Origin of the sequence: Luteococcus sp. Sow4_B9 (genome assembly GCF_052116585.1) — a bacterium.
Lineage (GTDB): Bacteria > Actinomycetota > Actinomycetes > Propionibacteriales > Propionibacteriaceae > Luteococcus.
The window spans coordinates 20,963-47,433 of the sequence record NZ_JBQKKT010000008.1; the positions used below are offsets into that span (position 1 = coordinate 20,963).

The 26,471-nt window shown below is 68.5% G+C and carries 16 protein-coding genes; 13 read left to right on the forward strand and 3 right to left on the reverse strand.

Annotated features, from left to right (window positions below; genetic code table 11):
- Window positions 1-4 precede the first annotated feature (4 nt).
- Complete coding sequence (gene argS, locus ACTQ49_RS06905; RefSeq protein ID WP_441827111.1) at window positions 5-1,642, forward strand: arginine--tRNA ligase; 1,638 nt, start codon at window positions 5-7, stop codon at window positions 1,640-1,642.
- Window positions 1,643-2,118: 476 nt separating this feature from the next.
- Here the strand turns inward: argS and ACTQ49_RS06910 are convergent, their stop codons facing one another.
- The gene (locus ACTQ49_RS06910; RefSeq protein ID WP_441827112.1) at window positions 2,119-4,701 is read right to left on the reverse strand and encodes a right-handed parallel beta-helix repeat-containing protein; all 2,583 of its coding nucleotides are present in this window, start codon (window positions 4,699-4,701) and stop codon (window positions 2,119-2,121) included.
- A 269-nt stretch (window positions 4,702-4,970) separates the two neighbouring features.
- Here ACTQ49_RS06910 and ACTQ49_RS06915 point away from each other — a divergent pair, with 269 nt between their 5' ends.
- The 11 genes from ACTQ49_RS06915 to ACTQ49_RS06965 all read left to right on the forward strand — a co-directional run bounded on the left by ACTQ49_RS06915 (window position 4,971) and on the right by ACTQ49_RS06965 (window position 23,274).
- Entirely contained in the window at window positions 4,971-5,354 is a 384-nt protein-coding gene (locus tag ACTQ49_RS06915) for a hypothetical protein (RefSeq protein ID WP_441827113.1), read from the forward strand.
- A complete protein-coding gene (locus ACTQ49_RS06920; protein WP_441827114.1) occupies window positions 5,351-6,145 on the forward strand; it encodes a CDP-alcohol phosphatidyltransferase family protein in 795 nt (264 codons plus the stop codon). Before ACTQ49_RS06915 ends, ACTQ49_RS06920 begins: the two co-directional genes overlap by 4 nt.
- Entirely contained in the window at window positions 6,145-6,633 is a 489-nt protein-coding gene (locus ACTQ49_RS06925; protein ID WP_441827115.1) for an adenylyltransferase/cytidyltransferase family protein, read from the forward strand. Before ACTQ49_RS06920 ends, ACTQ49_RS06925 begins: the two co-directional genes overlap by 1 nt.
- A 19-nt stretch (window positions 6,634-6,652) precedes the next feature.
- Entirely contained in the window at window positions 6,653-7,798 is a 1,146-nt protein-coding gene (locus ACTQ49_RS06930) for a DUF1972 domain-containing protein (protein WP_441827116.1), read from the forward strand.
- Window positions 7,720-9,930 carry a glycosyltransferase gene (locus ACTQ49_RS06935; RefSeq protein ID WP_441827117.1) on the forward strand — a complete coding sequence of 737 codons (2,211 nt, stop codon included), beginning with the start codon at window positions 7,720-7,722 and terminating at the stop codon, window positions 9,928-9,930. Before ACTQ49_RS06930 ends, ACTQ49_RS06935 begins: the two co-directional genes overlap by 79 nt.
- Window positions 9,931-10,234: 304 nt before the next feature.
- Window positions 10,235-13,531: a PKD domain-containing protein gene (locus tag ACTQ49_RS06940; RefSeq protein WP_441827118.1), complete on the forward strand. Its 3,297-nt coding sequence runs from the start codon at window positions 10,235-10,237 to the stop codon at window positions 13,529-13,531.
- A gap of 264 nt (window positions 13,532-13,795) precedes the next feature.
- Entirely contained in the window at window positions 13,796-18,748 is a 4,953-nt protein-coding gene (locus tag ACTQ49_RS06945; protein ID WP_441827119.1) for a PKD domain-containing protein, read from the forward strand.
- A 2-nt stretch (window positions 18,749-18,750) separates the two neighbouring features.
- A complete protein-coding gene (locus tag ACTQ49_RS06950) occupies window positions 18,751-19,479 on the forward strand; it encodes a hypothetical protein (RefSeq protein WP_441827120.1) in 729 nt (242 codons plus the stop codon).
- Window positions 19,476-20,450: a glycosyltransferase family 2 protein gene (locus tag ACTQ49_RS06955; RefSeq protein ID WP_441827121.1), complete on the forward strand. Its 975-nt coding sequence runs from the start codon at window positions 19,476-19,478 to the stop codon at window positions 20,448-20,450. Before ACTQ49_RS06950 ends, ACTQ49_RS06955 begins: the two co-directional genes overlap by 4 nt.
- A gap of 171 nt (window positions 20,451-20,621) precedes the next feature.
- The gene (locus ACTQ49_RS06960; RefSeq protein ID WP_441827122.1) at window positions 20,622-21,965 is read left to right on the forward strand and encodes a polysaccharide biosynthesis tyrosine autokinase; all 1,344 of its coding nucleotides are present in this window, start codon (window positions 20,622-20,624) and stop codon (window positions 21,963-21,965) included.
- A gap of 1 nt (window position 21,966) precedes the next feature.
- A complete protein-coding gene (locus ACTQ49_RS06965; RefSeq protein WP_441827123.1) occupies window positions 21,967-23,274 on the forward strand; it encodes a hypothetical protein in 1,308 nt (435 codons plus the stop codon).
- A gap of 60 nt (window positions 23,275-23,334) precedes the next feature.
- Here ACTQ49_RS06965 and ACTQ49_RS06970 read toward each other — a convergent pair whose 3' ends face one another.
- On the reverse strand, window positions 23,335-24,681 hold the full coding sequence (locus ACTQ49_RS06970) for a lipopolysaccharide biosynthesis protein (RefSeq protein ID WP_441827124.1): 1,347 nt from the start codon (window positions 24,679-24,681) through the stop codon (window positions 23,335-23,337).
- A gap of 227 nt (window positions 24,682-24,908) precedes the next feature.
- On the opposite strand from ACTQ49_RS06970, the gene ACTQ49_RS06975 reads away from it, so the two are divergent.
- The gene (locus ACTQ49_RS06975) at window positions 24,909-25,502 is read left to right on the forward strand and encodes a YdcF family protein (protein WP_441827125.1); all 594 of its coding nucleotides are present in this window, start codon (window positions 24,909-24,911) and stop codon (window positions 25,500-25,502) included.
- Between the two features lie 71 nt (window positions 25,503-25,573).
- Here ACTQ49_RS06975 and ppgK read toward each other — a convergent pair whose 3' ends face one another.
- Window positions 25,574-26,329 carry a polyphosphate--glucose phosphotransferase gene (gene ppgK / locus ACTQ49_RS06980; protein WP_441827126.1) on the reverse strand — a complete coding sequence of 252 codons (756 nt, stop codon included), beginning with the start codon at window positions 26,327-26,329 and terminating at the stop codon, window positions 25,574-25,576.
- Between the last annotated feature and the right edge of the window lie 142 nt (window positions 26,330-26,471).

Here is a 26,471-nt window from a genome sequence, read left to right on the forward strand (position 1 = left end):
CGCCATGTCTTCACTGCCCTCTCAGCTCACCGAACGGGTCCAGGCCGTCGCCGGCATCGACCCGGAGATGCGTCCCGCCACCAAGCCGCAGTTCGGCCACTTCCAGTCGAATGTGGCCCTGCGCCTGGCCAAGACCGAGGGCAAGCCGCCGCGGGAGGTTGCGGCGCAGATCGTGGAGAAGCTCGAGCTGGATGACCTGTGCGAACCCCTGGAGATCGCAGGCCCCGGGTTCATCAACTTCCGGATCAAGTCCGACGTCCTGGCCCGCACGGCCACCGAGCTGATGGCCGATCCGCACACCGGCATCGTGCAGGCAGCCAAGCCGCAGACGATCGTGATCGACTACTCCGCGCCCAATGCGGCCAAGCAGATGCACGTCGGCCACCTGCGTTCGACGATCATCGGGGACTGCTTCAACCGGGTCCTGCAAGCCCAGGGTCACAAGGTCATCCCCCAGAACCACATCGGTGACTGGGGCCGGCAGTTCGGCATGCTCGTGGAGCAGACGCTCGACGAGGGGCTTGACCCGGCGGAGCTCGATCTGGCTGGGGCGGAGGAGCTCTACAAGCGCGCCAATGCCCACCTCAAGGAGGACGAGGCCTTCGCGGACCGTGCCCGTGACCGGGTGGTCAAGCTGCAGGCTGGCGACGAGGAGACCCTCAAGATCTGGAAGACGCTGGTGGACATCAGCAAGTTGGGCTTCGACGCCACCTACAAGCGGATGAATGTCCTGCTCCAGCCCAAGGACTACGCGGGCGAGAGCATGTACAACGCGATGCTGCCCAAGGTCTGCGACGACCTGGAGGCCCGCGGCATCGCCAAGGTGGACGACGGCGCCCTGGCAGTCTTCGTCGAAGGGCACGAGGCGCCGGCCATCATGCGCAACCGCCAGGGAGGCTATGGCTATGACGTCACCGACGTCGCGGCCCTGCGCTACCGCGTCGGCGAGCTGCACGCCAACCGGCTGATCTATGTCGTCGGTTCCGAGCAGTCGTACCACTTCAAGCTGATCTTCGGCGTCTGCCGCAAGGCCGGTTACCTGCCCGACGAGGTCCGCGCGGAGCACGTCGGCTACGGCATGGTGCTGGGCACCGATGGCAAGAAGTTCTCCACCCGTGAGGGGACCGCCGTCCACCTGGACGACCTGCTGGACGAGGCTGAGGCGCAGGCAGCCCCGAACATCGCGCTGGCCGCCATCAAGTACGCCGACCTCAGCTCCGGCCTGCAGAAGGACTACACCTTTGACGCAGAGCGGATGACGGCGACCACCGGCGACACCGGCCCCTACCTGCAGTACGCGCATGCCCGGATCTGCCAGATCATGCGCAAGGCGCAAGCCGAGGAGATCGAGGTGCCCGAGCAGATCACCGTCCTCGACGAGCCGGCGGAGCAGCAGCTGGCCCTGTTGCTGAGCCGCTTCGGGGAGGTCGTGGCCGATGTGGCCGAGACCCTGCAGCCCCACAAGCTGTGCGGCTACCTCTACGAGGTGGCCGGTGCCTACTCGACCTTCTACGAGCACTGCCCGGTGATGAAGAGCGAGGGGGAGGTGCGGGCCTCGCGTCTGGCCCTGTGCCAGGCCACCCGCAGCGTGCTGGCCAAGGGGCTGGACCTGCTGGGGATGGACGCACCTCAGCGCATGTGACCTCAGGGGCCTGACAAGGGGCGCCACCGCCGGGAGTTCTCTTCGACCCGAGGGTGGCGCCCCTTGGTCGTCTTCTGGTGCGGGGTGGGCGTGCGGGATGGGCGCCGGGCGTGCGCCGGCCGTGGAGGAGTGGGCGCCGGGTCGTGTGGGCACGTGGTGCTTCGTGGGGCACGTGGTGCAGCGCGTGCCCGGGGGTGTTGGGCGTGCGGAGTGGTGCCTGGCCGCGGGGGAGTGGGCGACGGGTGTGCGGGGTGGGCGCCGGGTCGTGTGGGCACGTGGTGCTTCGTGGGGCACGTGGTGCAGCGCGTGCCCGGGGGTGTTGGGCGTGCGGAGTGGCCCCTGGCTGTGTGGGGAGTGGCGCCTGGCCGCGGGGGGAGTGGCCCCTGGCCGACGGGCGAACGCAGACGAAGGGGCCCGACCACAGCGCGTGGTCGGGCCCCTTCGATGGCTCTGGGCCAGGCCCACCCGGGGAGGGGTCAGGGCTGCTGGAAGCTGCCGATGTGGCGGCTGCCCTCTGCCTGACCGATCTTCTGGGCGATGTCGGCCTCCAGCGGGGTGCCGTGGGTCATGCCCGCGGCGTGCTGCTGCGCCTCCTGCGGGCTGATTCCCGTCGGGTAGGACTTGTTCACCCAACCGCGCCCCACGGCGGCAGCCCAGGCATCGATGTCCTTGTACTGGGTGACCGTGGCATCGAGCTTGCCCCAGCCCACCGCGATGGGGGCGTCGGTGCCGGGGGCCTCGAAGGCATTGCCGGTGGCGCTGCTCACCATGTCGCCCGCCGGGATGGCGCGGTCCTTGTCCAGCACATAGAGCTGGAAGTTGGAGAACTTCGAGTCCGAGCCGAAGACATTGTTCTGGATCGAGACATTCTTCGAGACCCAGGTGTTCTCGGGGTCCGGGATGGGATTGCGGGAGTCGTGGCCGTTGTGGTTGGGGTTCGACTGCCGACGGAAGTCCTGGTCCACGGAGATGTCACCCACCACGCTGTTCCAGATCGTGTTGTTGCGCACCCGCAGGTCGTGTGAGTCGAACAGGTAGAGGCCGCGCTTGGTGCCGGAGATCACATTGTCGGCCACCACCGCATGGCTGGTGAGCTCCAACTGGATGCCGGCAAAGGCATCCTGCTGGGCATTCGTGATCCGGTTTCGGGTGGCCGTGACGCCGATCACCGACTCGTCGGTCCACAGGCCGGTGGTGTTGTAGTTGTCCTCCAGAAGGTTGTTGTCGAAGGTGACCTCGCGCGAGGCGGTCACCTTCACCCCGGCGGTGGCGGGGAAGGGGGTGAACTTCTCCGTGTTGTTCTGGCTGATGATCGAGTTGGTCACCTTGCCGCCGTCGAAATACTGGCCGCTGACACCGGCGAGGCCCGTGCGACGGATGGTCACCCGGTTCACATGGCCAGAGCCGCTCTTGCGGTCGGAGGTCATGTGGATGCCGGTGGTGGCGATGTCCTCGATCGTCACGTTCTCCACCAGGTTGCGCTCCCGCGCCGTGAAGATGACCCCCAGGCGGGGCAGGGAGTTGGCATAGCGTCGGATGCCGAAGCCGCGCAGCGTCACGTCGGGGGAGCCGACGGTGAAGACGCGGTCCAGATCGCTGGCGCGCATCTCGTGGCCATTGGGGTCGGTTCCGGTGATCAGCTGCTGCGCGTCGTAGTCGACGGCGAACTGGCCAGCCGCGATGGGGCCGCCCTTGGGTACCTGCTTGAGCTGCTGGCCGTCCAAGTAGAGCTGGTCGGGCCAGGCGGCCATCGGGTGGGCCGGATCGACGAAGTCGGAATTGCTGCCGCCGGTGGTGAAGGAGGTGGAGCTGTCCCACCGCTTGGTCCAGGGGGCCTTCCAGACGGACCCCTCCTGCTGCCAGCCGGTCACCGGCACGGAGCCGTCGAACCAGACGGCCTCGCCGGGATGGTTCTGGACTGTCACGGGCTTCTGGATCAGCACCTCGGGCTGGTGGTAGACACCTGCGCGCAGCACCACGGTGCCGCCGCTGGGAGCAGCCTTGACCGCCTCGGCGACGGTTGCCTTGGGGGCCTCCTTGGTGCCCGGGTTGGCATCACTGCCCGCCGGGGCGACGTAGACGGCATTGGCGGGAACGGGGTAGCTGGCCTGCCCCACGGGCAGGGATCCGCGCGCGGGATCGCCAGGCGCCGTCGGTGCCGGGGCGCTGCTGGTGGGCGCGGCCGTGGCAGTGGGTGAGCTGCTCGCCGTTGGCGGGGCCGGTGCCGTGGGTGCCGGTGCGGTGGGCGGCGTGGTGGTGGGTGCCGTGGTGGGCGTGGCCGCCGGGCTGCTGGCCGTCGGTGCGGGTGGGAGGGGAGCAGGAGCGGTGGCCGAGTCGTTGGTGACCGTGAACTGGTCCACGCCCAACGGCATGGTCCCCTGTGCTCCGATCAGCACCATGCCGACCCCGCCAGCGGTGTCCACCTGGTCCGGGGAGGAATCGGTCGCGGAGAACTGGGCGGCGGGCTCCGGGCTTCCCTCGGCCCACACGGTGCCCGTGACGGTGGTGGGGCTGCTGCCACTGACTGTCATCTTCAGGACCAGGCGCGCACCGGGCTTGACCAGTGACGGTGCGGAGACACCCACGCCGATCCCTGTGTCGGGTCGGCCCCATTGCGTTCGATCGGCATGCAGGTCCACTCGCCCAGAGGCATTCAGGTTGAACCACATGCGGTAGCTGCGTCCATTCGAATTATCTACGCGCGCTGTCATAGCGGCCATTGCGACCTGGTCCGAGATTTCCGTCGGCAGACTGACGGTCTGCTGAATGGTGGTGTTCAGTGCTGACACAGAATGCAGCTGGGCGTCAAGTACCGAACCTTCGTGACCGTCGAAATGGGCCTGGCCGCCGTCCACGGTCACTGACTGTTCACCCAGCCCCACGTGCCAGTTGGCCCCCTCGGGGGTGCTGCCCAGCCCGGAGGTCGTCCGATCGAAACCATCGTTGACCAGCGGCGATGCGGATGCTTGGCTCTGGCTGGCGGTGCTGAAGAGCAGAGGGAGGGCCACGACTGTGGCCATGCTCGCGCCCAGGGCGCGACGAGAGTGGGAAGCCGCCATGGGCTCGTCTCCTTGCGATCGGTGGGTGGGTGGCTAGGGATTATGAGAGGGCCTTCAGCCAATCCTAAGGCTAGCGTCATCTCCCGCAGGATTTCACCCGTGGCCGTGAGTCTGGCTGGCGAAGTGTGTCCGATCTCGTTGTGTGAAAGGTGTTTTGAACCTTTACAGAAGCTGAAATCAATGCGGCATTTTGGGGTCTTCGTGGATATCGTCACGGGGTTGGCGGATCTTGGGTTCAGCCAATGAGAAGAAACGAAGTATCGGGGGAAATGGCTGTGAGCAGCGCTTGGTTCGTGTCGACATTCGACATGGTGAACGTTGCTGACCTGGACCTGCTGAGGCAGGCCCGCGAGGTCAGCGATGACGTGACGGTGGCGGTCCTGGGGGATGCGGAGGCGGAGCGGCTGCACGGCCGTGCCCCTGTCGTTCCCGAGCAGGAGCGCCTGGGCCTGGTTCAGGCCCTTCGTATCACCAAGGAGGTCGTCATGTGCCGCAGCATCACCGAGCTGCCCGTCAAGGGCGGTGACCAGGTCCTGCTCACCGACGAGGAGGGGCTGGCCGATCTGGCCGATGTCATCCTCATTCCCCAGCGACGCTCCGCGAGCCCCCAGCTGCGGGCCGCCCTGGCGCACGCGCCCGAGGCGATCGCATGAGCACGTCTGCGCCCACCGGCTCCGCACCCGGCAGTTCGAAGTCCTTCAGTGATTCCCTGCGACAGTTGAAGAATGCCCAGAAGAGCAACAAGGGTGCCCCGCTGTATTCGGTCCTGGTGAACCGTCCGCTGGGGCGGGTCTTCGCCGCACTCGCGCACCAGCTGGGGATGACGCCCAATGGCGTCACCGCGGTCAGTGCCCTGTTCACCTTCACCGGAATTGGCCTGGTGGCCACCATGCCGCCGAGCTGGCCGCTGGGCATCGCCGTCGGCCTGTGCCTGGTGATTGGCTACGCCCTGGACGCCGCAGACGGTCAGCTGGCCCGCCTGCGCGGCGGTGGCAGCCTGCTGGGCGAGTGGCTCGACCACGTCATCGATTCCTTCAAGATCGCCACCCTGCACCTGGCCGTGCTGGTGATGGCCTTCCGCCACTTCGGCTCTGAACGCTGGCTGCTCGTGCCTCTCGGATTCGCCGCCGTCTACGTGATCCACTTCTTCGGCATGCTGCTGACGGACCTGCTGGCCCGGGTGCACCACGCCAAGCGGGGCCAGGCCATGCCTGCCAAGGGCATCCCGTCGATGCTGCTCTCGGTGGCCAAGCTGCCCACCGACTACGGCTTCCTGGCGGTCATCTTCTTCACCCTGGGTGCGCCCGTCGTCTTCCAGTGGCTCTACACCTTCATGTTCGTGTGCACGGCCGGCTACACGGCTCTGGTCCTGCCTCGTTGGGCGCGCGGCATCTCCGCCCTTGACCGGGAAGCTGCGCTCGAGCAGAAGCCGGGGCAGCCGTGATGTCGGCCAACTTCGAGGAGCAGCTCCCCGCGGACGCACTGGTGCCGCAGCAGGTGGTTGCGCGCGTCGATCCGGCCAAGGGCGTCATCGGCTACGTGCCGGGGGCCTGGGACATGTTCCACATCGGCCACCTGAACATCCTGCGCCGCGCCAGGCCGCACTGCGACCACCTGATCGTCGGCTGCGTCACCGACGAGGCGCTGGAACGCACCAAGGGCAAGCGTCCCATCGTCAACCTGGCGGAACGGATCGAGATCCTGCAGGCCATCGGCATCGTCGACGAGGTCGTCGTCGACGAGGGCAGCAAGGTGGACGTCTGGCACCGCCATCCCTTCGACGTCCTGTTCAAGGGCGACGACTGGAGGGGGACCCCCAAGGGCGACCGTCTGGAGGCCGACATGGCCAGCGTCGGCGTCCACGTCCACTACTTCCCCTACACGGCCCACACATCCAGCACCGCACTGCGTTTGCTCATCGCAGATCGCTGACACACGAAGGAATGACACGATGCGCATCGCGCTGATCGGTACCCGCGGGGTCCCCGCCCGCTACGGAGGTTTCGAGACCGCCATCGAGGAGATCGGATCCAGGCTGGCCGACGCCGGCCACCACGTGATCGTCTTCTGCCGTACACCGGAGGGTGAGGAGCAGCTCGAGACCTACAAGGGCATGCACCTGGTGCACCTGCCGTCGCTGCACAAGCGGGCCCTGGAGACCCTCTCCCACACGGCCCTGACCGTGATAGACCGTCATCTCAAGGACGTCGATTGCGCCGTGGTCTTCAATGCGGCCAATGCGCCCCTGCTGCCCGTCATCCGCGCCCGTCGGATTCCCGTCGCCACGCACGTGGACGGGCTGGAATGGCGTCGCGGCAAATGGAGCGGCACCGGCCAACAGTACTACCGGATCAGTGAGCAGCTGGCCGTGCGCTGGAGTGATGCACTGATCGCCGACGCCCAGGGCATCGCCGACTACTACCGCGAGGAATTCCATGCGCCGACGCAGCTGATCGCCTATGGCGCACCGATCCTCAAGGATCCCCAGGCGGAAAAGCTCACCCCGTTGGGCGTGGAGAGCGGCAAGTACCACCTGGTGGTCGCGCGCTTCGAGCCGGAGAATCACGTGCTCGAGATCGTCCAGGGCTATGTGAAGAGCAAGGCCGAGCACCCGCTGGTGGTCGTCGGATCGGCCCCCTACTCCGACGAGTACACCGCGGCCATCCGCGAGGCTGCGGATCCGCGCGTCAAGCTCGTCGGCGGCCTGTGGGACCAGGACCAGCTGGACCAGCTGTACGCCAACAGCCTCACCTATCTGCACGGTCACTCCGTCGGCGGCACCAACCCCTCCCTGCTTCGGGCCGGCGGCGCGGCCGCCTTCACCGTCGCCTGGGATGTGGACTTCAACCGCGAGGTGGTCCAGGAGGCCGGCGAATACTTCTCCACGCCGGAACAGCTGGCGGCCATCCTGGAGCAGGTGGAGACCGAGCCGGAGCGCGCGCAGCGTCGCGGCTACGAGCTGCAGAACTCGATGCACCGCTACGACTGGGACCAGGTTGCCCGTGACTACGAAGAACTGTGCGTCGACCTGATGGAGCGCAATTTCCCGCGTCGTCGGCCCAGCGGGCGTCGACACCCCAGCCGCTGGAGCCGATGATGGCGGTCTCGGGGGAGACCAGCCAGCCCGCTGGACGGGGCACCGACGGCTCGCGCCTGGCCGTGGTGCTGGTGAACTACGGCTCGCACGCACTGCTCCAGGCCAATCTCGACGCCGGACTACAGGCCGCCGGCATCCAGGTGGTCGTGGTGGACAACCACACCACCGACGAGGAACTGGCAGCGCTGCAGGCCCTGGCCGCGGAGCGCGGCTGGGATGTGGTGGCCAGCCCGACCAATGTGGGCTTCGGCGACGGCGTCAATGCCGGTGTGGCGCGGGCCAAGGAGCTGGGCTGCGATGCCTTCGTGATGCTCAATCCGGATGCGGTGGTCTCCGTGCCCGTCCTGGAGGAACTGCACCGCAGCGTGTGCACGGACCGGCGATCCCTGGTCTGCCCGCGGATGAACCGCTCCGACGGCCGACACTACTTCCGCGGATCCATGCTCGACTATGCCTCCGGCCGCACCCGCGGTGGCTGGACGGACGGCGAGGACCTGCAGGAAGGTCGCCACTCCTGGCGGCCCTGGCTGACCGGCGCCTGCCTGGCCATGCACCAGGAGGCCTGGGACCTGCTGGGTGGCTTCCGCGGCGGCTACTTCCTCTACTGGGAGGACGTCGACATCTCCCGTCGGGCGGCCGATGCCGGCCTGCGGCTCGTGATGCGCCAGGACCTGGTGGCCACCCACGACGAGGGTGGCACCCAGGACAAGGGTGCCCAGCCGCTGTCCGGCACCTACTACTACTGGAACACCCGCAATCGCCTGCTCTTCGCCTCCGAGCACCTGGAACGGCGTGAGCTGCTGGAGTGGATCCTGCGCACGCCGGCCGAGAGCCGCCAGATCCTGCTGCGCGGCGGGCGCCGCCAGCTGCTGCACTCGGCGACACCGCTCACCTCGACGCTGCGGGGTGCCGTCGACGGCCTGCGGCTCGCCGTGCCCGCCCTGGTGCGCCCCGCCCAGCGCAAGCAGTCTGCCGCAGGCCCGCGACGAGCTGCCGGACCAGACCTGGAGACCGTGCTGCTGGCGCACCCGAGCCCGGACCTGTACGGCTCCGACCGGGTGCTGCTGGAGAGCGTCGCCGCCCTGACGTCCGCCGGGGTGCGCGCCGTCGTGGCCCTGCCCCAGGACGGTCCGTTGGCGGCCGAGCTGCGTGCTCGAGACGCCGAGGTGCGCTTCGTCGAGATGCCCGTGCTGCGCAAGAGCATCCTGACCCCGGCTGGCCTGGCCGGCTTCATGGCCACCGTGGCGCGCAGCCTGCCTGCACAGGTCCGTCTGGCTCGCTCCTGCGGCGCAGACCTGCTGCTGGTGAACACCATCACCTTGCCGGTTTGGCCGCTCGCTGCCCGGTTGGCGCGCATCCCGTCGGTGGTGCACGTCCACGAGGCGGAGGCGAAGGCCTCGCGGGTGGTCAACACCGTGCTCTATGCGCCGCTGGTGCTGGCTGATCGGGTGGTGGCCAACAGCGCACACACCCGCGACGTGGTCACGGCCACCCATCCGCTGCTGCGCAGGCGTTGCACCGTCGTGCACAACGGAGTTGCCGGACCGGGCCAGGTGCAGCCTGCCCGTCTCCACCAGCCGGCCCACCTCCTGTTCGTCGGGCGTCTCTCGCCGCGCAAGGGGCCGGACGTGGCGGTGCGGGCCCTGGCCAGCGTGCGTGGGCACGGGGTGGATGCGCGCCTGCGGCTGCTGGGCGCCGTCTTCCCGGGTTACGAGTGGTTCGAACAGGAGCTGCGCCAGCTGGTCACCGAGCTGGGGCTCGACGAACACGTCGACTTCCTGGGCTTCGACCAGCAGGTCTGGAGCCACCTGGCGGATGCCGACGTGGTGCTGGTGCCGTCAGTCCTGGAGGAATCCTTCGGGAACACGGCCGTGGAGGCGCTGCTGGCGGCCCGCCCGCTGGTGGTCAGTGACCACTCGGGGCTGGCCGAGGCCACCGCTGGGTATGAGGCCGTGCGCCCCGTACCCGCCGGTGCCCCAGAGGCCATCGCCACGGTCGTGGCGGAACTGCTGGCCGACCATGCGGGGGCGTCCCGGGCCGCCCTGCGGGACCGGGATGAGGCGCTGCGGCGCCATGCGCCCCAGGTCTATGCCCAGCGATTGCTGGCCGCACTGCGCTCCACCTTGCGGTGACGTGAGCGCCGGGTCCTGGTCGCCGGTTGTCAGGGGCGTCCACTGGCTGGACCCAATGCTGAGCTTCGCCTGATGGCCCTGTGTCGCCGCTGGGGCTTGGGCGCCAGGCGATGTCCGCCCAGACGACGGGCGGATTCATTCAGCACAACGGAAATCGTCACCGTGATCGCGCGCGGCGGCGGCTGTCCGTCAGCGGGCGGGCGCAGATCCACGACGGGCGACGCAAGTCACCTGTCATAGAGTCAGGAACGCATTGACAGCCATTCGGGGGCGTCGATGCAAATGGATATTTCGGGGGAAATACATGTCAACAACGTCTCGCCGTGCCGTCATGCGCGGCTGCACTGGACTGGCCATGGCCGCAGTGCTCAGCACCGGTTCGCTGCTGGCAGCCGCGCCCATCGCAGCGGCAGCGCCCAGCGACTACATCGTCCAGGAGCGCACCTCCGGTGTCACGGCGGACGCACTGCCCACCACGCAGATCGATGGCGTCGCCTGGGACCAGGAGATCGTCGGCAACACGGTCTACGCCGGTGGCGAGTTCACCAATGCCCGCCCGGCGGGTGCCGCAGCGGGCGTGAACACGACGCCCCGCAGCAACCTGTTGTCCTACAACCTGACCACCGGTGACCTCAACCAGGGCTTCAAGCAGGACACCAATGGCAGCGTGAACGTGCTCGCGGCCTCCCCGGACGGTTCGCGCCTCTACGTCGGCGGCTCCTTCACCACGGTCGGCGGGCAGAACCGTTACCGCCTGGCGGCCATCAACACCGCCGACGGCAGCCTGGTGCCGGGCTTTGCGCCCACCCTGGATGCCGCGGTCTACTCGTTGGCCGTCACCAATGACGCCGTCTACGTGGGCGGTGGCTTCAGTCGAGCGAACAACCAGGCTCGTCAGCGGTTGGCCGCCTTCGACCCGAAGACCGGTGCGCTGCTGCCGTGGGCCCCCACCGCCAACCGGATCGTGCGCGCCATGACCATGTCGCCCGACAACAGCCGCATCATCGTCGGCGGTCTGTTCAGCTACATCAATGGGTCATATGCCCCGGGCAGCGCGTCGATCGACACGAATGGCACGCTGTACCCGTTCGCCATGAACCGCACGATCACCAATGGCACCGCCAACACCGGCATCTTCAGCCTGCAAAGCGCTGGGAGCGACGTGCTGGGCACCGCCTACAACTATGGCGAGGGCAAGTACGAGGGCATCGTCCGGGCCGACGCGATGACTGGCGGGATCAAGTGGTTGGCAGACTGCCACGGCGACTCCTACGACGCCACGCAGGTGGGTGACGTGGTCTACAGCGTCAGCCACCACCACAACTGCGAGAACATCGGCTCCTTCCCGCAGATCGACGACGTGACCTTCCAGCGCGCCAATGCCTTCACCGCGGAGGCGACCGGCACCGTGCGCACCAACCGCCAGTACGGCTACACCAACTTCGGCGGCAATCCCGCCCCGAGCCAGGTCAACTGGTTCCCGGACCTGGCTGCCGGAAGCTACACGGGCCAGGCCCAGGCGGCCTGGACGGCCGAGGGCAATGACCAGTACCTGGTGCTGGGCGGCGAGTTCCCGAAGGTGAACGGCAAGGCCCAGCAGGGCCTGGTCCGCTTCGCCGTCCCGTCCGTCTCCGGTGCCAAGTCCGGTGCCGTCGTCGGCGGCGCCTACCTCAAGCCCACTGCGACGGTGAGCGGCACCACCGCAACCCTGAAGTGGACCAGCAGCTGGGACTACGACAACAAGAATCTCAGCTACCAGATCTACCGCAGTGACAACCCGACCACGCCGATCGACACCATCAAGGCCGACTCGCTGTGGTGGGACCGGCCGTCGCTCAGCTGGACCGATTCGACGATGGAGGCCGGCAAGAGCTATGACTACTGGCTCTTCGCCGTCGACGCCGACGGGAACCGCGTCCGCAGCGACAATGTCTCCGTGACTGCCGGCCAGCCGGTGGCCTCCGATGCCTACCTCGGTGCCGTGCTCAAGGACCAGCCCAGCCACCTGTGGCGCCTGGGCGAGCCCTCGGGAAGCACCTCTGCCGACGTCGTCGGCAACAACACGCTGCACCTGGGCACCGGCGTCTACCGCAATGACCCGGGCATCCTGAGCGGTGACGCGTCGTCCTGGTTCAGCGGCTACAGCAGCAGCTGGGGCACCACCGCCGGCGCCGAGGCTGCCCCGGCCAGCTACACCTCGGAGGCCTGGGTGAAGACCACGACCACCACCGGTGGCGTGATCCTCAACCAGGGCAGCGCCCAGACCGGACTGTCCTCGATCACCGACCGTGAGGTCTACATGACCAATACCGGACAGATCGCCTACAGCGTCTACAGCAATGGAGCGCGTCGCGCGATCGTCTCGTCCTCTCGGTACAACGACGGGCGCTGGCACCACATCGCCACAACCCTGTCCAGTGAGGGCATGAAGCTCTTCGTCGACGGCAACCTGGTGGCGCGCAACAGCCTCTACACCACGGGCACCACGCGGACCGCCTACTGGCGGGTCGGTGGCGACGCGCAGTACAACCTGGCCTACGCGCCCACCTCGTCGCAGATCCGCGCGACCATCGACGAGGTTGCCATCTACCCGACGGCCCTGACCGCCGACCAGATCCGGATCCACGCGGGCAAGGGCGGCATCTCCGTGCCGAACACCGCCCCGGTGGCGGCCTTCACCTCCACCTGCGCCGATGCCGTCTGCACCTTCGACGCGAGCGCGAGCAAGGATGCCGACGGCAGCATCGCGAAGTACGAGTGGACCTTCGGCGACGGAAGCACTGGCACCGGGCGCACGGCCCAGCACGCCTATGCCGAGGCCGGCACCTACCAGGTCAAGCTGACGGTGACCGACGACAAGGGCACCACCCACAGCATCACCAAGAGCGTCGAGGTGACGGTGCCCGCACCGGTCGTCACTGATCCGGTGACCGACCCCGGAACCGATCCGGTGACCGATCCCGGCACCGATCCGGTGGCCGCCACCCTGGCCAAGGACACCTTCACCGGCACCCGCACCCGGTGGGGCAGCGCGGACCAGGGCGGTTCCTGGACCTACCCGGTGGGTGCGAGCTCCTTCAGCACCGTCGACGGTGCCGGACGGATGACCCTGGGTGCCGGCGCCACGGCCGGGGCCAGCCTGGCCGATGTCAGCGCCCAGGACGTCGTCGTCTCCAGCGACGTGACCATCGACAAGCAGACCACCGGTGGCGGCGTGAATGTCTTCCTGGCGGCCCGTCGCACCACCGCCGGTGAGTACCGCGTCAAGCTGCGCCTGCTGTCGAATGGCTCCGCCAACCTGGCGATCAGCCGCGTGCTGAACGGACAGGAGACGGTGCTTCGTGAGGTCGTCGCTGCCGAGCAGTACACCCCGGGACAGGTGGTCCACCTGCAGCTCGAGGTCAACGGCACCACTGTCTCGGGCAAGGCCTGGGGCGCGAACGAGACCGAGCCCGCCACCCCGACCGTCACGGTCACCGACACCACGGCTGCCCTGCAGACCGCCGGTGCGGTGGGGGTCCTGGGCTATGCCTCGGGCTCGGCGACGAATGCGCCCTTCGCCGTCTCCTTCGACAACTTCACGGCCACGCGTCAGGGCTGAGAGCGTCTGCCCGCAACGAACTTCGATCGCAGCTCCTTGAAGGGCCGCTGCTTGAAGAACAGCTGAAGGGCATGGTTGCCGTTCGCGCCCAGCGTGCACCCCTCGGGGTGGCGCTGGGCGCGAGCGCTCCCAGAAGCTCGGCTACGGTCCCGGGTATTTCCCGGCCACATTGAATTTCCGGCGCATGTGACTGACCGGCACCCGGGTGCCGGCCGTGAGCATTCCGGCGCGACGCACACCCGTCGCCACTCCTGTGAGGACCAGATGAAGAATCGCACGAACCCCCCACTCCCGCGTCGCCTGACGGCCCTGGCCATGGCCACCCTGGTGACCTTCGCGCTTCCCGGCACCCCCGCCTCCGCGGCGGTGAACGGCTACAACGTCGTGCCCCATACCGCCGCAGATGTCACGGCCGACGCCCTTCCGACCACCCAGATCGACGGGATCGCCTGGGACCAGGTGATCGTCGGCAACACCGTCTATGTCGGTGGCGAGTTCGCCAATGCCCGCCCGGCGGGGGCGGCCCCGGGCACGCGGTTGACGCCCCGCTCCAATCTGCTGGCCTACGACGTCACCACCGGCGTGCTGAAGACCACCTTCGCCCCGGTGGTGAACGGCAAGGTCCGCACCGTCGCGGTCTCGCCCGATCGCACGAAGCTCTACATCGGCGGCAACTTCACCAAGGTCAACGGCCAGACCCGCAACCGGGTGGCCGCCTTCAACCTGTCCGACGGCAGTCTGGACACCGGCTTCAAGCCCTCGGTCAATTCCGAGGTCAGCAGCATCGTGGCCACGGACACCACCGTCTACATCGGCGGCGTCTTCTCCGCGGTGAACGGTGTGCCGCGCAGCCGCCTGGCCGCAGCCTCGCGGTCTGGGCGCCTGATGGCCTGGGCCCCCGCGGCGGACCTCTACGTCAACAGCATCGCGCTGACCCCCGACGCCAGCAAGCTGGCGGTCGGCGGCTCCTTCAGTGCCATCAACGGCTCCTTCGCGCCCGGACTCGCCTTCGTCGACTCGGTTTCCGGTGCTCTGCTGCCCTTCGCCGCCAACCAGGTGGTGCAGAACCACGGCCCCAGTTCGGGCATCTACTCGGTGAAGAATGACGGCAAGAACATCCTGGCCACTGGCTGGTGGTACGCGGGTCAGGGCAATTTCGAAGGCATCCTGAGCGCCAGTCCCTCCGACGGGTCGATCCGTTGGATGGCCGACTGCCACGGCGACTCCTACGATGCCACCACTCTGGGCGGTACCACCTACACCGTCAGCCACCACCACTACTGCGGCAACATGGGCTCCTTCGAGGAGCAGAATCCGCGCTACTTCGAGCGGGCCCAGGCCTTCACCGACCGCGCGACCGGAACCACGCTGCACGACAAGCAGGGCTACTTCGACTTCCATGGTCAGCCCTCGCCCAGCCGGGTGGGCTGGGCGCCGGATCTGGACGCCGGCAATGTCTCCGGCTCCTGGCAGGCCGCCTGGACCATCGAGTCCGACGACCGTTATGTGGTGCTCGGTGGTGAGTTCCCGCGCGTGAACGGGCAGGCCCAGCAGGGGCTGGTGCGTTTCGCCGTGCCCGCCCTGGCCCCCAACACGTCGGGGCCCAAGTACACGTGGAACTGGAATCCCACCGCCACCGTGATCGGCACCACGGCCAAGGTCACCTGGCCGTCGAATGTGGACCGCGATGACCTGGAGCTCACCTACCGGCTGTACCGCGACGACCGGCCCGGCACCCCGCTGATGACCCGTACCGGCTCGTCGAGCTGGTTCGACCGGCCGGTGCTGGGGCATCTGGACGGCACCCTGGTGGAGGGTCGGACCTATTCCTACTGGGTGACCGCCACCGATCCCGACGGCAATGTCGCCTCCAGCCAACGTGTCACGGTGACGGCGGGCGACAATGCGATTCCGGCCACGGCCTACAGCCAAATGGTGGAGGCAGATGGCGCCGAGCACTACTGGCGCCTGCTGGAGAACCCGGGGTCGGCCACGTCCATCGATTGGCGTGAGGGCAATGACCTGCGGCTGGGCAGCGGCGTGACGCTGGGCGAGCCGGGTGCCGTCGGTGACGGCAGCGTGGACAGCGCCGCGGCCTTCGACGGCACGGATGCGGGCCGGGGCGTGATGGGCACCGCCGAACTGGCTCCTGACACCTTCTCCGCCGAACTGTGGTTCAACACCACCAGCACCGCGGGTGGCAAGCTGCTCGGCTTCGGCGCCTCGGACACCGGCGACAGCCTGTACCACGACCGCAATCTGTACATGGGCACCGACGGCCGACTGCACTTCGGCGTCTGGGACGGTTCCGCCAAGGTGGTGAGCACGTCCGCCGCCTACAACGACGGCCGTTTCCACCACGTGGTGGCAAGCCTGTCGCCGGCCGGCATGGTGCTCTGGGTGGATGGCCGCGTGGTGGCCGCGGACGCCACCACCACCCGTGGTCAGCAGGACCTGCGCGGCTACTGGCACGTGGGTGGGGACAACCTCTCCGGCTGGCCGAATGCCGGTGCCACCGGAAACTTCCAGGGCGTCATCGACGAGGTGGCCATCTATCCCGCCGCGCTGACCACGGATGCGGTGCGCGCCCACTACACCGCCGCGGGCCGCACCCTGGCACTTCCTGCCCAACCAAGCGATGCCTACGGCAAGGTGGTCATCGCCGACGAGCCGCAATTCCTCTGGCGTCTCGACGAGACCCGCACGCCCACCGTCGTGGACGCCACCACCAACCTGAACAATGGCACCTGGTTCGGCAGTCCGACGCTGCGTGTGCCCAGCCCGGTCACCGGCACGAATGGCACCGGCGTGAGCCTGGACGGATCGGCCGCAGGCATCGCCCAGGACGCCCGCGTCGCCGGCCCCCAGGTCTTCTCCGTCGAGAGCTGGTTCCGCACCAGCAGCACCACCGGGGGCAAGATCATCGGTTTCGGCAACCAGCACAGCGGCCTGTCCACCCAGTACGACCGTCACGTCTGGATGGACCCGAGTGGCCAGGTGCGCTTCGGTGCCTACAACCAGGGCATGCAGAGCGTCTCCAGCAGCCGCCCCTACAACGACGGGCAGTGGCACCACGTCGTCGGCTCGATGGGCCCCAACGGCATGCAGCTCTTCCTGGACGGCGAGCTGGTGGGAAGCAATGGGAACACCCGGGCGGAGGACTTCAGCGGATTCTGGCGCGTGGGCGGTGACTCCTCCTGGAGCGGCTCCCCGTGGTTCACCGGTCAGCTGGACGAGACGGCGGTCTACCACGGCGTGCTCTCTGCGGACCAGGTGCGCGCCCACTACCGCGCTTCCGCAGCGGCCCAGAACCAGAAGCCGGTGGCGGCCTTCACCGTGAGCTGCGAGGGCGACACCTGCACCTTCGATGCCAGCGGCAGCACCGATCCCGATGGCGTCGTCGGCTCCTGGACCTGGGACTTCGGCGACGGGACCAGGGCACAGGGCCGGACTGCCACTCGCACCTTCACTGCGCAGCAGCCCCAGCAGGTCACCTTGACCGTGACGGACGACCAGCAGGCCACTGCCAGCACCACGCAGACCGTCGACGTCGCCGTGCAGAACAAGGCCCCGGTGGCTGACATCGCCGCCACCTGCGACGGTCTGACCTGCACCTTCGACTCCGCTGGATCGACTGACGCCGACGGCACGATCGTCAGCACCACCTGGGACTTCGGCGACGGTGCCACCAGCACCGCCGCGGCCCCCGAGCACACCTATGCCGCTGCCGGCAGCCACACCGTGACGTTGACGGTCGTCGATGATCGCGGGGCATCGGCCCGAACCACCCAGGTGGTGACCGTCGACGCCCAGAATGCGATGCCCACCGCGGCCTTCACCAGCACGGTGCAGGACCTGCAGGTGCGTTTCGACGCGAGCACCTCGACGGACTCCGACGGCACGATTGCCCGCCACGAGTGGGACTTCGGAGACGGAACGAGGGGCACCGGGGCGGCCGCGACCCACACCTACACCGAGGCAGGCACCTATGCCGTCGTCCTCACCGTGACCGACGACAAGGGCGCTCGCGCCACCCGGACCGAGCAGGTCACCGTTGCCGCCGCCACCAACCAGCCCCCGAAGGCCGCCTTCGAGGCTGTGGTGACCGATCGGCAGGTGGCACTCGACGCCTCCACCTCGAACGATCCGGACGGCCGCATCGTCAGCCACCAGTGGAATTTCGGCGACGGGACCACGGGCACCGGTGCCATCACGACGCACGACTATGGTGCTGCCGGCAGCTACACGGTGACGCTGACGGTGACCGATGACAAGGGTGAGACCAGCACGAGCAGTCGCGCCGTGCTCGTGGCGGACAAGCCCAACCAGGCCCCGACGGCTGCCTTCACGCACACCGTGGACCAGTTGACGGCCCAGGTCGACGCGAGCACCTCCACTGATCCGGACGGCAGCATCGCGACCTACGCCTGGGACTTCGGCGACGGTCAGACGGCCACCGGCCGCAGCGTGCAGCACGTCTACGCACAGGTGGGCGAGCACACCGTGACCCTCACCGTCACCGACGATGCGGGGGCCAAGGCCACCAGCACCGCCACCGTCACCACCACGGCCCAGGCGGCTGCCGGCCTGCCCGTGGCGCAGGATGCCTTCGGCCAGGTGGAGACCCGCTGGGGCACCGCCGACGTCGGAGGAGCCTGGAGCTACCCGATTGCGCCCACCCTGTTCCGCACCGACGGACAGACCGGCCTGGTCCAGGTTCCGGCCGGAGGCACCGCCCGCGCCGTGCTGACCGACGCACAGGTGCTGGACAGCACGCTGGAGGCCACGCTCGCCGTGGACCGTCGCACCACCGGATCCGGCCTCTACAGCCAGCTGGTCTCCCGCCACGGAGCCGACGGCCACTACGGCCTGGGCGTGCGCTGGTTGCCCACCGGCCAGGTGAACCTGATCCTGTACCGCACCGTCAACGGCAGTGCCGTCGCCCTGAAGGAGACGGCCGTCAGCGGTCTGACCTATGAGGCGGGGACCCAGCTGCGAGTGCGTTTCGACGTGCGCGGGCAGGGCACCAGTCACCTGTCTGGCATGATCTGGGCCAAGGGCCAGAGCGCGCCCGCCGAGCCCCAGATCTCTCTCGTCGACAGCACTCCGGCGCTGCAGCGGGCAGGCGCACCGGGCATCAACACCTACCTTTCGGGGTCCGCCACGAACGGGCCCGTCACCCTGAGCATGGACGACCTCGTCGTCACGAAGGACTGAAGATGAACAACACCACCCAGCGGACACCGCTGCGCGGCATCGCGATTGGCCTGGGCCTTTCCCTGGCCCTGGGCGGACTCGCGGGCTGCAGCCAGGACTCCCCGGGAACCGACGCATCCCCGTCGGCCAGCCCGGTGGCGAGCCAGGAGGCCAGCACGCGAGCCAGTGCGACCGCATCGGCCGCCACTCCGGACCCGTCTGCCGCCAGCACGGACCCGTCTGCCGCCAGTACGGACCCGTCTGCCGGGGAATCGGCCCGGCCGTCCAGCAAGCCCAGCCCGGTGGCCACCACCCCGGTGCCGGCGCCGAGCGCGGCCAGCACGGCTCCGGCGGCCACGGCCAAGGCCCCGGTGGCCCTGGACCGTCCGGTGGAGCTGGCCCCCAAGGTGGATGTGCGGATCACCGGCGTCAAGGCGATCACGGCGGAGGCGAAGCTGCCGGGTGACGTCAGCGGGCCAGCGGTGCAGTTCGACGTCGTGGTGGACAACCAGTCCGACGCGCCGGTCAGCACAGCCAATGCGGTGGTCAACGTCCTCGGTTCGGACAAGTCGCCGGCTGTGATGGTCTTCAGCCCGCCGAGTGATCCGCTGGAGGCCTCGGTGGCAGCCGGCGCCAAGGCCACCGGCACCTATGTCTTCCGGCTGCCTGCGGCCAAGCGAAATCCCGTCACCATCGAGGTCAGCGTGGATCCCGCCCTGCCCGTTGCCAACTTCACCGGGGCGGTGAAGTGAGCGAACGTCTGGTGGTGGCCATGTGCACCTATCGGCGTCCCGAGGACCTCGCGGAGGCGCTTCCGCTGCTGGTGCAGCAGTGCGAGCAGTTGGAGGCCGACGCGTCGTTGGGGATGACGGCACGGGTGCAGGTGGTGGACAACGATCCCGATGCCAGCGCCCGGCCGGTCATCGACGAGCTGGGGCTGGACCGGGTGACCCTGGCCCACGAGCCCGTGCCCGGCATCTCGGCGGCACGCTCGCGCTGCCTCGCCGAGGCTGCAGACGATGACTGGCTGGTCTTCATCGATGACGACGAACGCCCGGTTGACGGTTGGCTGCAGGCGCTGGTCTCCACCGCCCGCCGTTCTGGTGCGACGGGCGTCGCCGGGCCGGTCCGTTCGATCCTGCCGCCCGGTACCGACGAGTGGATCGTCCAGGGGGGCTTCTTCGACCGTCGGCACCGTTGGGGACTGGAATCCGGCGCCCCGATCACCGAGGCCGCCACCAACAATCTCCTGGTGGACATGAACTTCGTGCGCGAGCACGGCCTGGACTTTGCCCGCCACCTGGGTCTCACCGGGGGAGAGGACTCCCTGTTCACCCGGGCGCTGGCCGCGAACGGCGGGCGTCTCATGTGGTGCGCCGAGGCGACGGTGGAGGAACCCGTCCCGGCCAACCGCGCCACTCGTCGCTGGGTACTGCAACGGGCACTGAGCTATGGCAATGCCGCGGCGCTGGTGCAGCTCACCGAGGGCAGCTCGGTGCGGGTGCGGCTCTCTCTGGTGGGCCGCGGCGGGGCCCGGCTCGTGGGTGGTCTCGGGCGAGCACTGGTCGCCACCGGGCGTCGGGACGTCTTTGGCCAGGCGCAGGGGCTGCGCACCGCCATGCGGGGCGTTGGCATGGCCCTGGGTGGATGTGGTCTGGCGTGGAGCGAGTATGCCCGCGAGGGGAGCCATCTGGTGCGGGTTCCGGCCCCTGGAGCAGCCTGACGGAGCGCTGAGAACCCCCTGTGCACAGGGGGTTCTGGGCGGACGGCGAAGGCATACTGGATCCTTGGCACCCTCGGGGTCGGACGCCTGTCCGAGACGGGACGGTGGTCGGTCCCCGAGTGTGAGGACGGGCAGCAGGACGGTCTGGGTGCCTCGTCACCAGGAGGTTCCATGGATCTGCGCAGCTATGTCGCGATCATCCGAAAGTACTTGCCCTTCATCCTGATCTGCGGGTTGATCGGTCTGCTGGCCGGCTTCGCGTCCTACAAGACGACGCCGAAGCAGTACGCCGCAGATGTGCAGTTCTACGTCGGCACGCCGGTGCCCGATGGTGGAAGTGCCCAGGCGGGAGGTCAGTTCGCGACGGGCCGCATGACCTCCTATGTCGAGCTGCTGGGCAGCCAGGAGCTCGGTGACCGTGTCGTCAAGGCAACGGGTGTCCAGCTGACGTCAGACCAGGTGGCCAAGCGGATCAAGGCGGAGAACACCGTCGACTCGGTGCTGGTCACCGCCGTCGTCACCGACACCGACCCCACGCGCGCCTTCACGATCGCCAAGGGGATCGCCAAGGTCTTCGGCCCGATGGTGGACCAGCTCGACAATTCGGGCCGCAAGGTGCCGATCGTCCAGATCAGCACCGTCTCCGCACCGCAGCTGCACGCCGCACCGGTGGCGCCCAAGCCCCGGATGAGCTTGCTGCTGGGCCTGGGCGCGGGCCTGGCGCTGGCACTGGCCATCGCGTTGCTCCGTGAGCTGCTGGACAACTCGGTGCGCTCCGCCGACGCGGCGCGAGACCTGGCCGGTGCCCCCGTGATCGGTGAGATCCCCGACGACTCGTCGGCCCGAGTCGCACCCCTGCTGCGGGGAGTGGACAATGACAGCGCCCGCGCCGAGGCGCACCGCAAGCTGCGCACCAGCCTGGCCTTCCTGGGGGCGACGGATCGCACCCAGGTGGTGCTCTTCACCGCGCCGGAGGACGGCGACGGAGCCTCCACCGTGGCCGCCAACACCGCAATCAGCTTTGCCGAGACGGGCGAACGAGTGTGCTTCGTGGAGGCTGACCTGCGCCACCCGAGCGCCCGCGAGGCCTTCGACACCGGCCTGGGCGGCAAGGGGCTGTCCAATGTGCTGGCCGGCGAGGCCACCCTGGACTCCGTCATCACCCACTGGCGTGGCGAGCCGAGCATCGACCTGGTCACCGCCGGTGAGCTTCCGCCCAATCCGGCTGCCCTGCTGGGCGCCGAGCGCTTCGCGAGCACCATCGAGGAGCTGCGTGGCCGCTATGACCGCGTCATCCTGGACTCCCCGGCCCTGCTTCCCTTCGCCGACGCGGCCGTGGTGGCCGGCATCAGCGATGGCGTCGTGCTCGTGATGCGCGACGGCAGCACCACCGCCGGAGAGCTCGAGTCCGCGCGTTCCGCACTGGACGCGGTCCGCGCGCGGGTGCTGGGCGTCGTGATGAACCGCACCGGTGCTGGGTCCGTCCTCGGCAAGGTGTTCGGCAAGTCCAACTGACATGGCGACGTCGTCTTCTGGCATCGCCCGTTCCGCGGGCGCACCGAGCCGGATCAGGATCGAGCGGGATGACCGCTGGCTGCTGGGGGAGGGCCTGCTGGCCGGCCTGGCGGTGCTGATGGTGGCCGCGCGCATCCCGATCGGTGGCAATCTGGTGCTCGCCGATCCGCTGGGCTGGGTGCTGCTGCCCCTGTGGTTGCCGGCGCTGCGCCGCTACAAGGGCGCCAGCAGCATTGCAGCACTGGGGGTGCTGGCCTGCGCTGCCTCCTGGGTGCTGACCCGGCAGGCCGCCGTGGACCATCACGTGAGCATGCAGCTGAACAGCACCACCATCAAGACCCTGCTCTCCATGGTCACCAGCCTGGGCCTGATGCTGTGGGCCAGGGACCGGTTGCCGCAGCGTTGGCTGCTGGCGCTGTTCGCGGTCGGTTTGTTCATCGCGGGCCCCACCAACAAGGACCTCTTCGCGGAGAACCCGTGGAAGTTCGGCTACTCCATCCCGATGACGATCCTCGTCGTGGGCCTGGTGGCCGCCGAGAACCGCACCCGGGCCACCGTGGGACTGCTCGCCTTCTTCGGGTTGGTCTGCACCATCACCGACGCGCGGTCCAATTTCGCCGTCCTGCTGCTCACCGTCGTCCTGATCCTGTGGCGACGGCCCACGCAGGAGCCACGCCGACGCCGCTCCGTCGCCGGCACCCTGGCCGTTCTGGGGGCCATCGCGGTGGCCGCCTACTATGCCGTCCAGGCCGCCATCCTGGAGGGAGCGCTGGGTGAGGCCACCCGAGCCCGCTCGGAGGAGCAACTGCGCATCTCCGGCTCGCTGCTGTTGGGCGGCCGTCCGGAGCTCGGTGCCTCCACCGCGCTCGTCTCCCACCGGCCCTGGGGTTTTGGCGGGGGCACCAATCTCAACACCCAGGACCTGCTGGTGGCCAAGAACGGCATGGTGGGGCTCAACTACGACCCCGACAATGGCTACGTGGAACGCTTCATGTTCGGCCGGGGCATCGAGCTGCACTCGATCACCTTTGACCTGTGGGCCTGGTGTGGGGTCATCGGCCTGCTGCTGGCGTTGGTCATCACGGTGCAGATCCTGGTCTCGCTCGGCCACGCTCTGAACACCGCCCCGGTGGCCTCGGCGATCGTGGTCTATGCCGCGCTGATGACGCTGTGGAATCTGGCCTTCAGCCCGTGGATCGCCTCGGTGCCGATCATGGTCCTGGCCCTGGGCCTTGGCCTGGTGGATCGCACCGAGGACCGTCCCTCGTCAGCGCTGCGGCGCGCCTACGACCCCTACGCCGGGGCCTGAGGCGGCCGCCCCGTCAGGCAGGCACGAAAGCCCCGGTCCGGCGGCGGCTTCCCGCTGCCGTCAGGCCGTGGCAGCGGACAGGCGGCGCTCGGTGATGTCTCGTCGGATGTAACCGACATTCGTGGCCACCTGGCACAGGTAGACGCCGATGGCGGCGCCCAGGATGGGGCCACCGGCGCCGATGCGGCCCGTGAGCCAGAAGCTCAGTGCCAGGCTGATCGGCACCATGATGATGATGGGCAGGACCTGGAACTTCAGGCCTCGCTCGTCGGTCATGTACATGCCCAGCGGGTAGTTGGTGGCCTGGCTCATCACGTACAGCACGAAACCGCCGATCAGCCACCCGTCGAGCACGATGGTGCCATTGGACAGCCAGCGGGAGATGAACGGGATCAGGGCGGCCATCACCAACCCGCCGGCAAGACCGATGCCGGTGAAGGCGCCGGTCATCCTCCACGGCGTCACGATCCGGCCCTCATTGCGCGCCTTGGCATACATGGGCCACAGGCTGACACCGGCTGCGGTGATGGTCTGCACCACCATCTGGAAGAACTGGCTGGCCATGTTGTACTGCGCCAGGGCATCCTCGCCGGACATGTGGCTGAGGATCACGCGGTGGCTCTGCAGCGCCAGCGGCAGGGCCAGCATCTGGGCCAGCTGCGGCCAGGCAAGGCCCATGATCGCGGCATTGGGCACGGCCCTGGTGCGTGGCACGTCGCCGATGATCCGACGCATCGCGGGGCCCAGCTGCCGCCAGGCCAGGATCATGCAGATGAAGGCGGCCAGGGAATTGGCCACATAGGTCAGCACCGCGATGGCATTGCCGGCCGGCAGATGGGTCAGGGCCAGGAAACTGATGCTGGCCAGCATGAAGGGCGCGACGACGATCTGGCTGAGCACCTGCGCCTGGGGGCGCCCCAGCGCGATCACCATGCGCGGGAAGATCGTCATGGGCAGCGTGAGGGCGAAGACGAACAGGCACCAGAAGGTGGTCATGTTGCCACCGGGCATCAGACCGTCGCCCAGCAGCACCGGCCACTTCCCGAACAGCGTGGGCAACAGCCCCAGCAGGATGATGATGGCCGACGAGACCAGCAGATAGCGCAGCGCGGTGGTCAGGGTGCGATTCATCCGCGGGTCATCGCTGGGGTCATCGGACTCGCTGACCGCATTCATCACGACGGCGGCCATGCCCAGGCTGGCGAAGGGCAACAGCGACGGCAGGCTCGCCAACAACCCGTACTGGGCATAGGCCGCCTTGCCGAAGTGACTGATGATGAGCTTGGTGTTCACCATGCCCAGGACGCCGCCGACGCCCATCACGAGCACCTTGAGACCAGCCGTGGAGCCGATCGTCATCCAGATGCTGCGGCTCCTGGCCGGTGCCGATGTGTTCTTGCTGGACATGGTCCTACCCCCGTCTGACCTGATGGTCGGGCCATGCTGCTGGCGCCGCTGCCCGCAGGGCACGGACCTGGTGGACGAGAAGATCCACGATCCCGGCGGGCTCGGCCCGATGGACGAGCCTACTCCCACACCCCCTGGACCGAGCTGTCGCGGTGCCGGCCGGGCAGGCACTTTCAGCGCACCTTCACGAAACCAGACCGTCACGTGGGGCGGGTACCCTTCGGGCCGTGACGGATCAGACGCAGCCCACCGAGACCGGCCGACGCAGGACACCTCCCGAGCACATCCTGGCCCGGGTGGTCTCGACCATCTTCGTGCTGGCCGTTGCCTTTCTGGTCGTCTTCGCCTGGAAGGTGGTCTACCGCCCGCACTACGACCCCTACCCGGAGGAGCCCGTCGACGCACTGTTCGTCCTGGGGCCGCTGGAACCGTGGCGGATGGAGCAGGCCGAACAGCTGATGCGCGACGGGCGTGCCCGCAACCTCGTGCTGTCCACACCGAACATGCCGTGGGATGCGATGTACTGCGACCGCGAGCACGACTGGCCCTCGTACTGCTTCCCGCCGGACCCCTCCACCACTCGTGGCGAGGCGATCGGCCTGAAGAGGCTGGCCGACGAGCATGACTGGAGCTCCTTCGCCGTGCTCACCATCGAGTTCCACGCCGCACGGTCACGCTTCATCATCGAGCGGTGCATGGGGCAGGACATCCCGGTGGTGGGTCGCCTGCAATGGGTCCCGTCGGAGCTGAAGCTCTACCACGTCGCCTACCAGCTGGGTGGCTATGCCAAGGAGATCTGGCTCGGTCGCTGCGAGGTCTGAATCAGCTGGCCCGCCCCGCGGCCAGCCCCCTCGTCGTCAGCTGGCCCGCTCCGCGGCCAGCCCCCTCGTCGTCAGCTGGCCCGCTCCGCGGCCAGCCAGGCAGCTCCGATGATGCCCGCCTTGTTCTTGAGCTCGGCAGGCACGATGGGGGTCTCCAGCTCCAGCAGCGGCAGGAACTTCTCGTGCTTCTTGCTGACCCCGCCACCGACGACGAAGAGATCGGGCCAGAAGAGCATCTGCATGGTCTCGTAGTAGCGCTGCAGCCGTACCGCCCAGGCCTTCCAGGACAGATCCTCGTTCTCCTTGACGCTCATCGCTGCCCGAGTCTCTGCGTCATGCCCGTCCACCTCGATGTGGCCCAGCTCGGTATTGGGCAGCAGCACGCCATCGTTGATGATGGCGGTGCCGATCCCGGTTCCCAGAGTGGTGAGGATGACCACGCCCTCGGTGCCCCTGGCTGCGCCGAACTGGACCTCTGCCAGCCCCGCGGCGTCGGCATCGTTGACGATCGTGACGGCGCGTCCCAAGCGGTCGGAGAAGAAGCTCTCGGCCTCGAGCCCCTCCCAGTCCTCGTGCAGGTTCGCCATCATCGGGATTCGGCCGTGGCGCACCGGAGCCGGCACGGTGATCCCGATCGGGGAGTCCGGGGCCAGCTGGTCGGCAAAGTGGTCCACCACGCGGGCCACCACCTCGGCGACATTGGCCGGGGTGGAGTGCGCCGGCGTCTCGATCCGGTGCCGGTCAGCGGCGAAGTCGCCCGCGGAGAGGTCCACCGGCGCGCCCTTGACGCCCGATCCACCGATGTCGATGCCCAGCACTGTGCTCATTGGTCCAGCGTAGGGGCATGCCCGCTTCCCACGAAAGCCGGTACTGCTGTGGCAGAGCACGGCGACGGCCGCCGCCCGTTGCGGGCGGCGGCCGTCCTCCAGTGGGGGATGGCGACTGGATCGTCACTGGTCATGGGGGCCG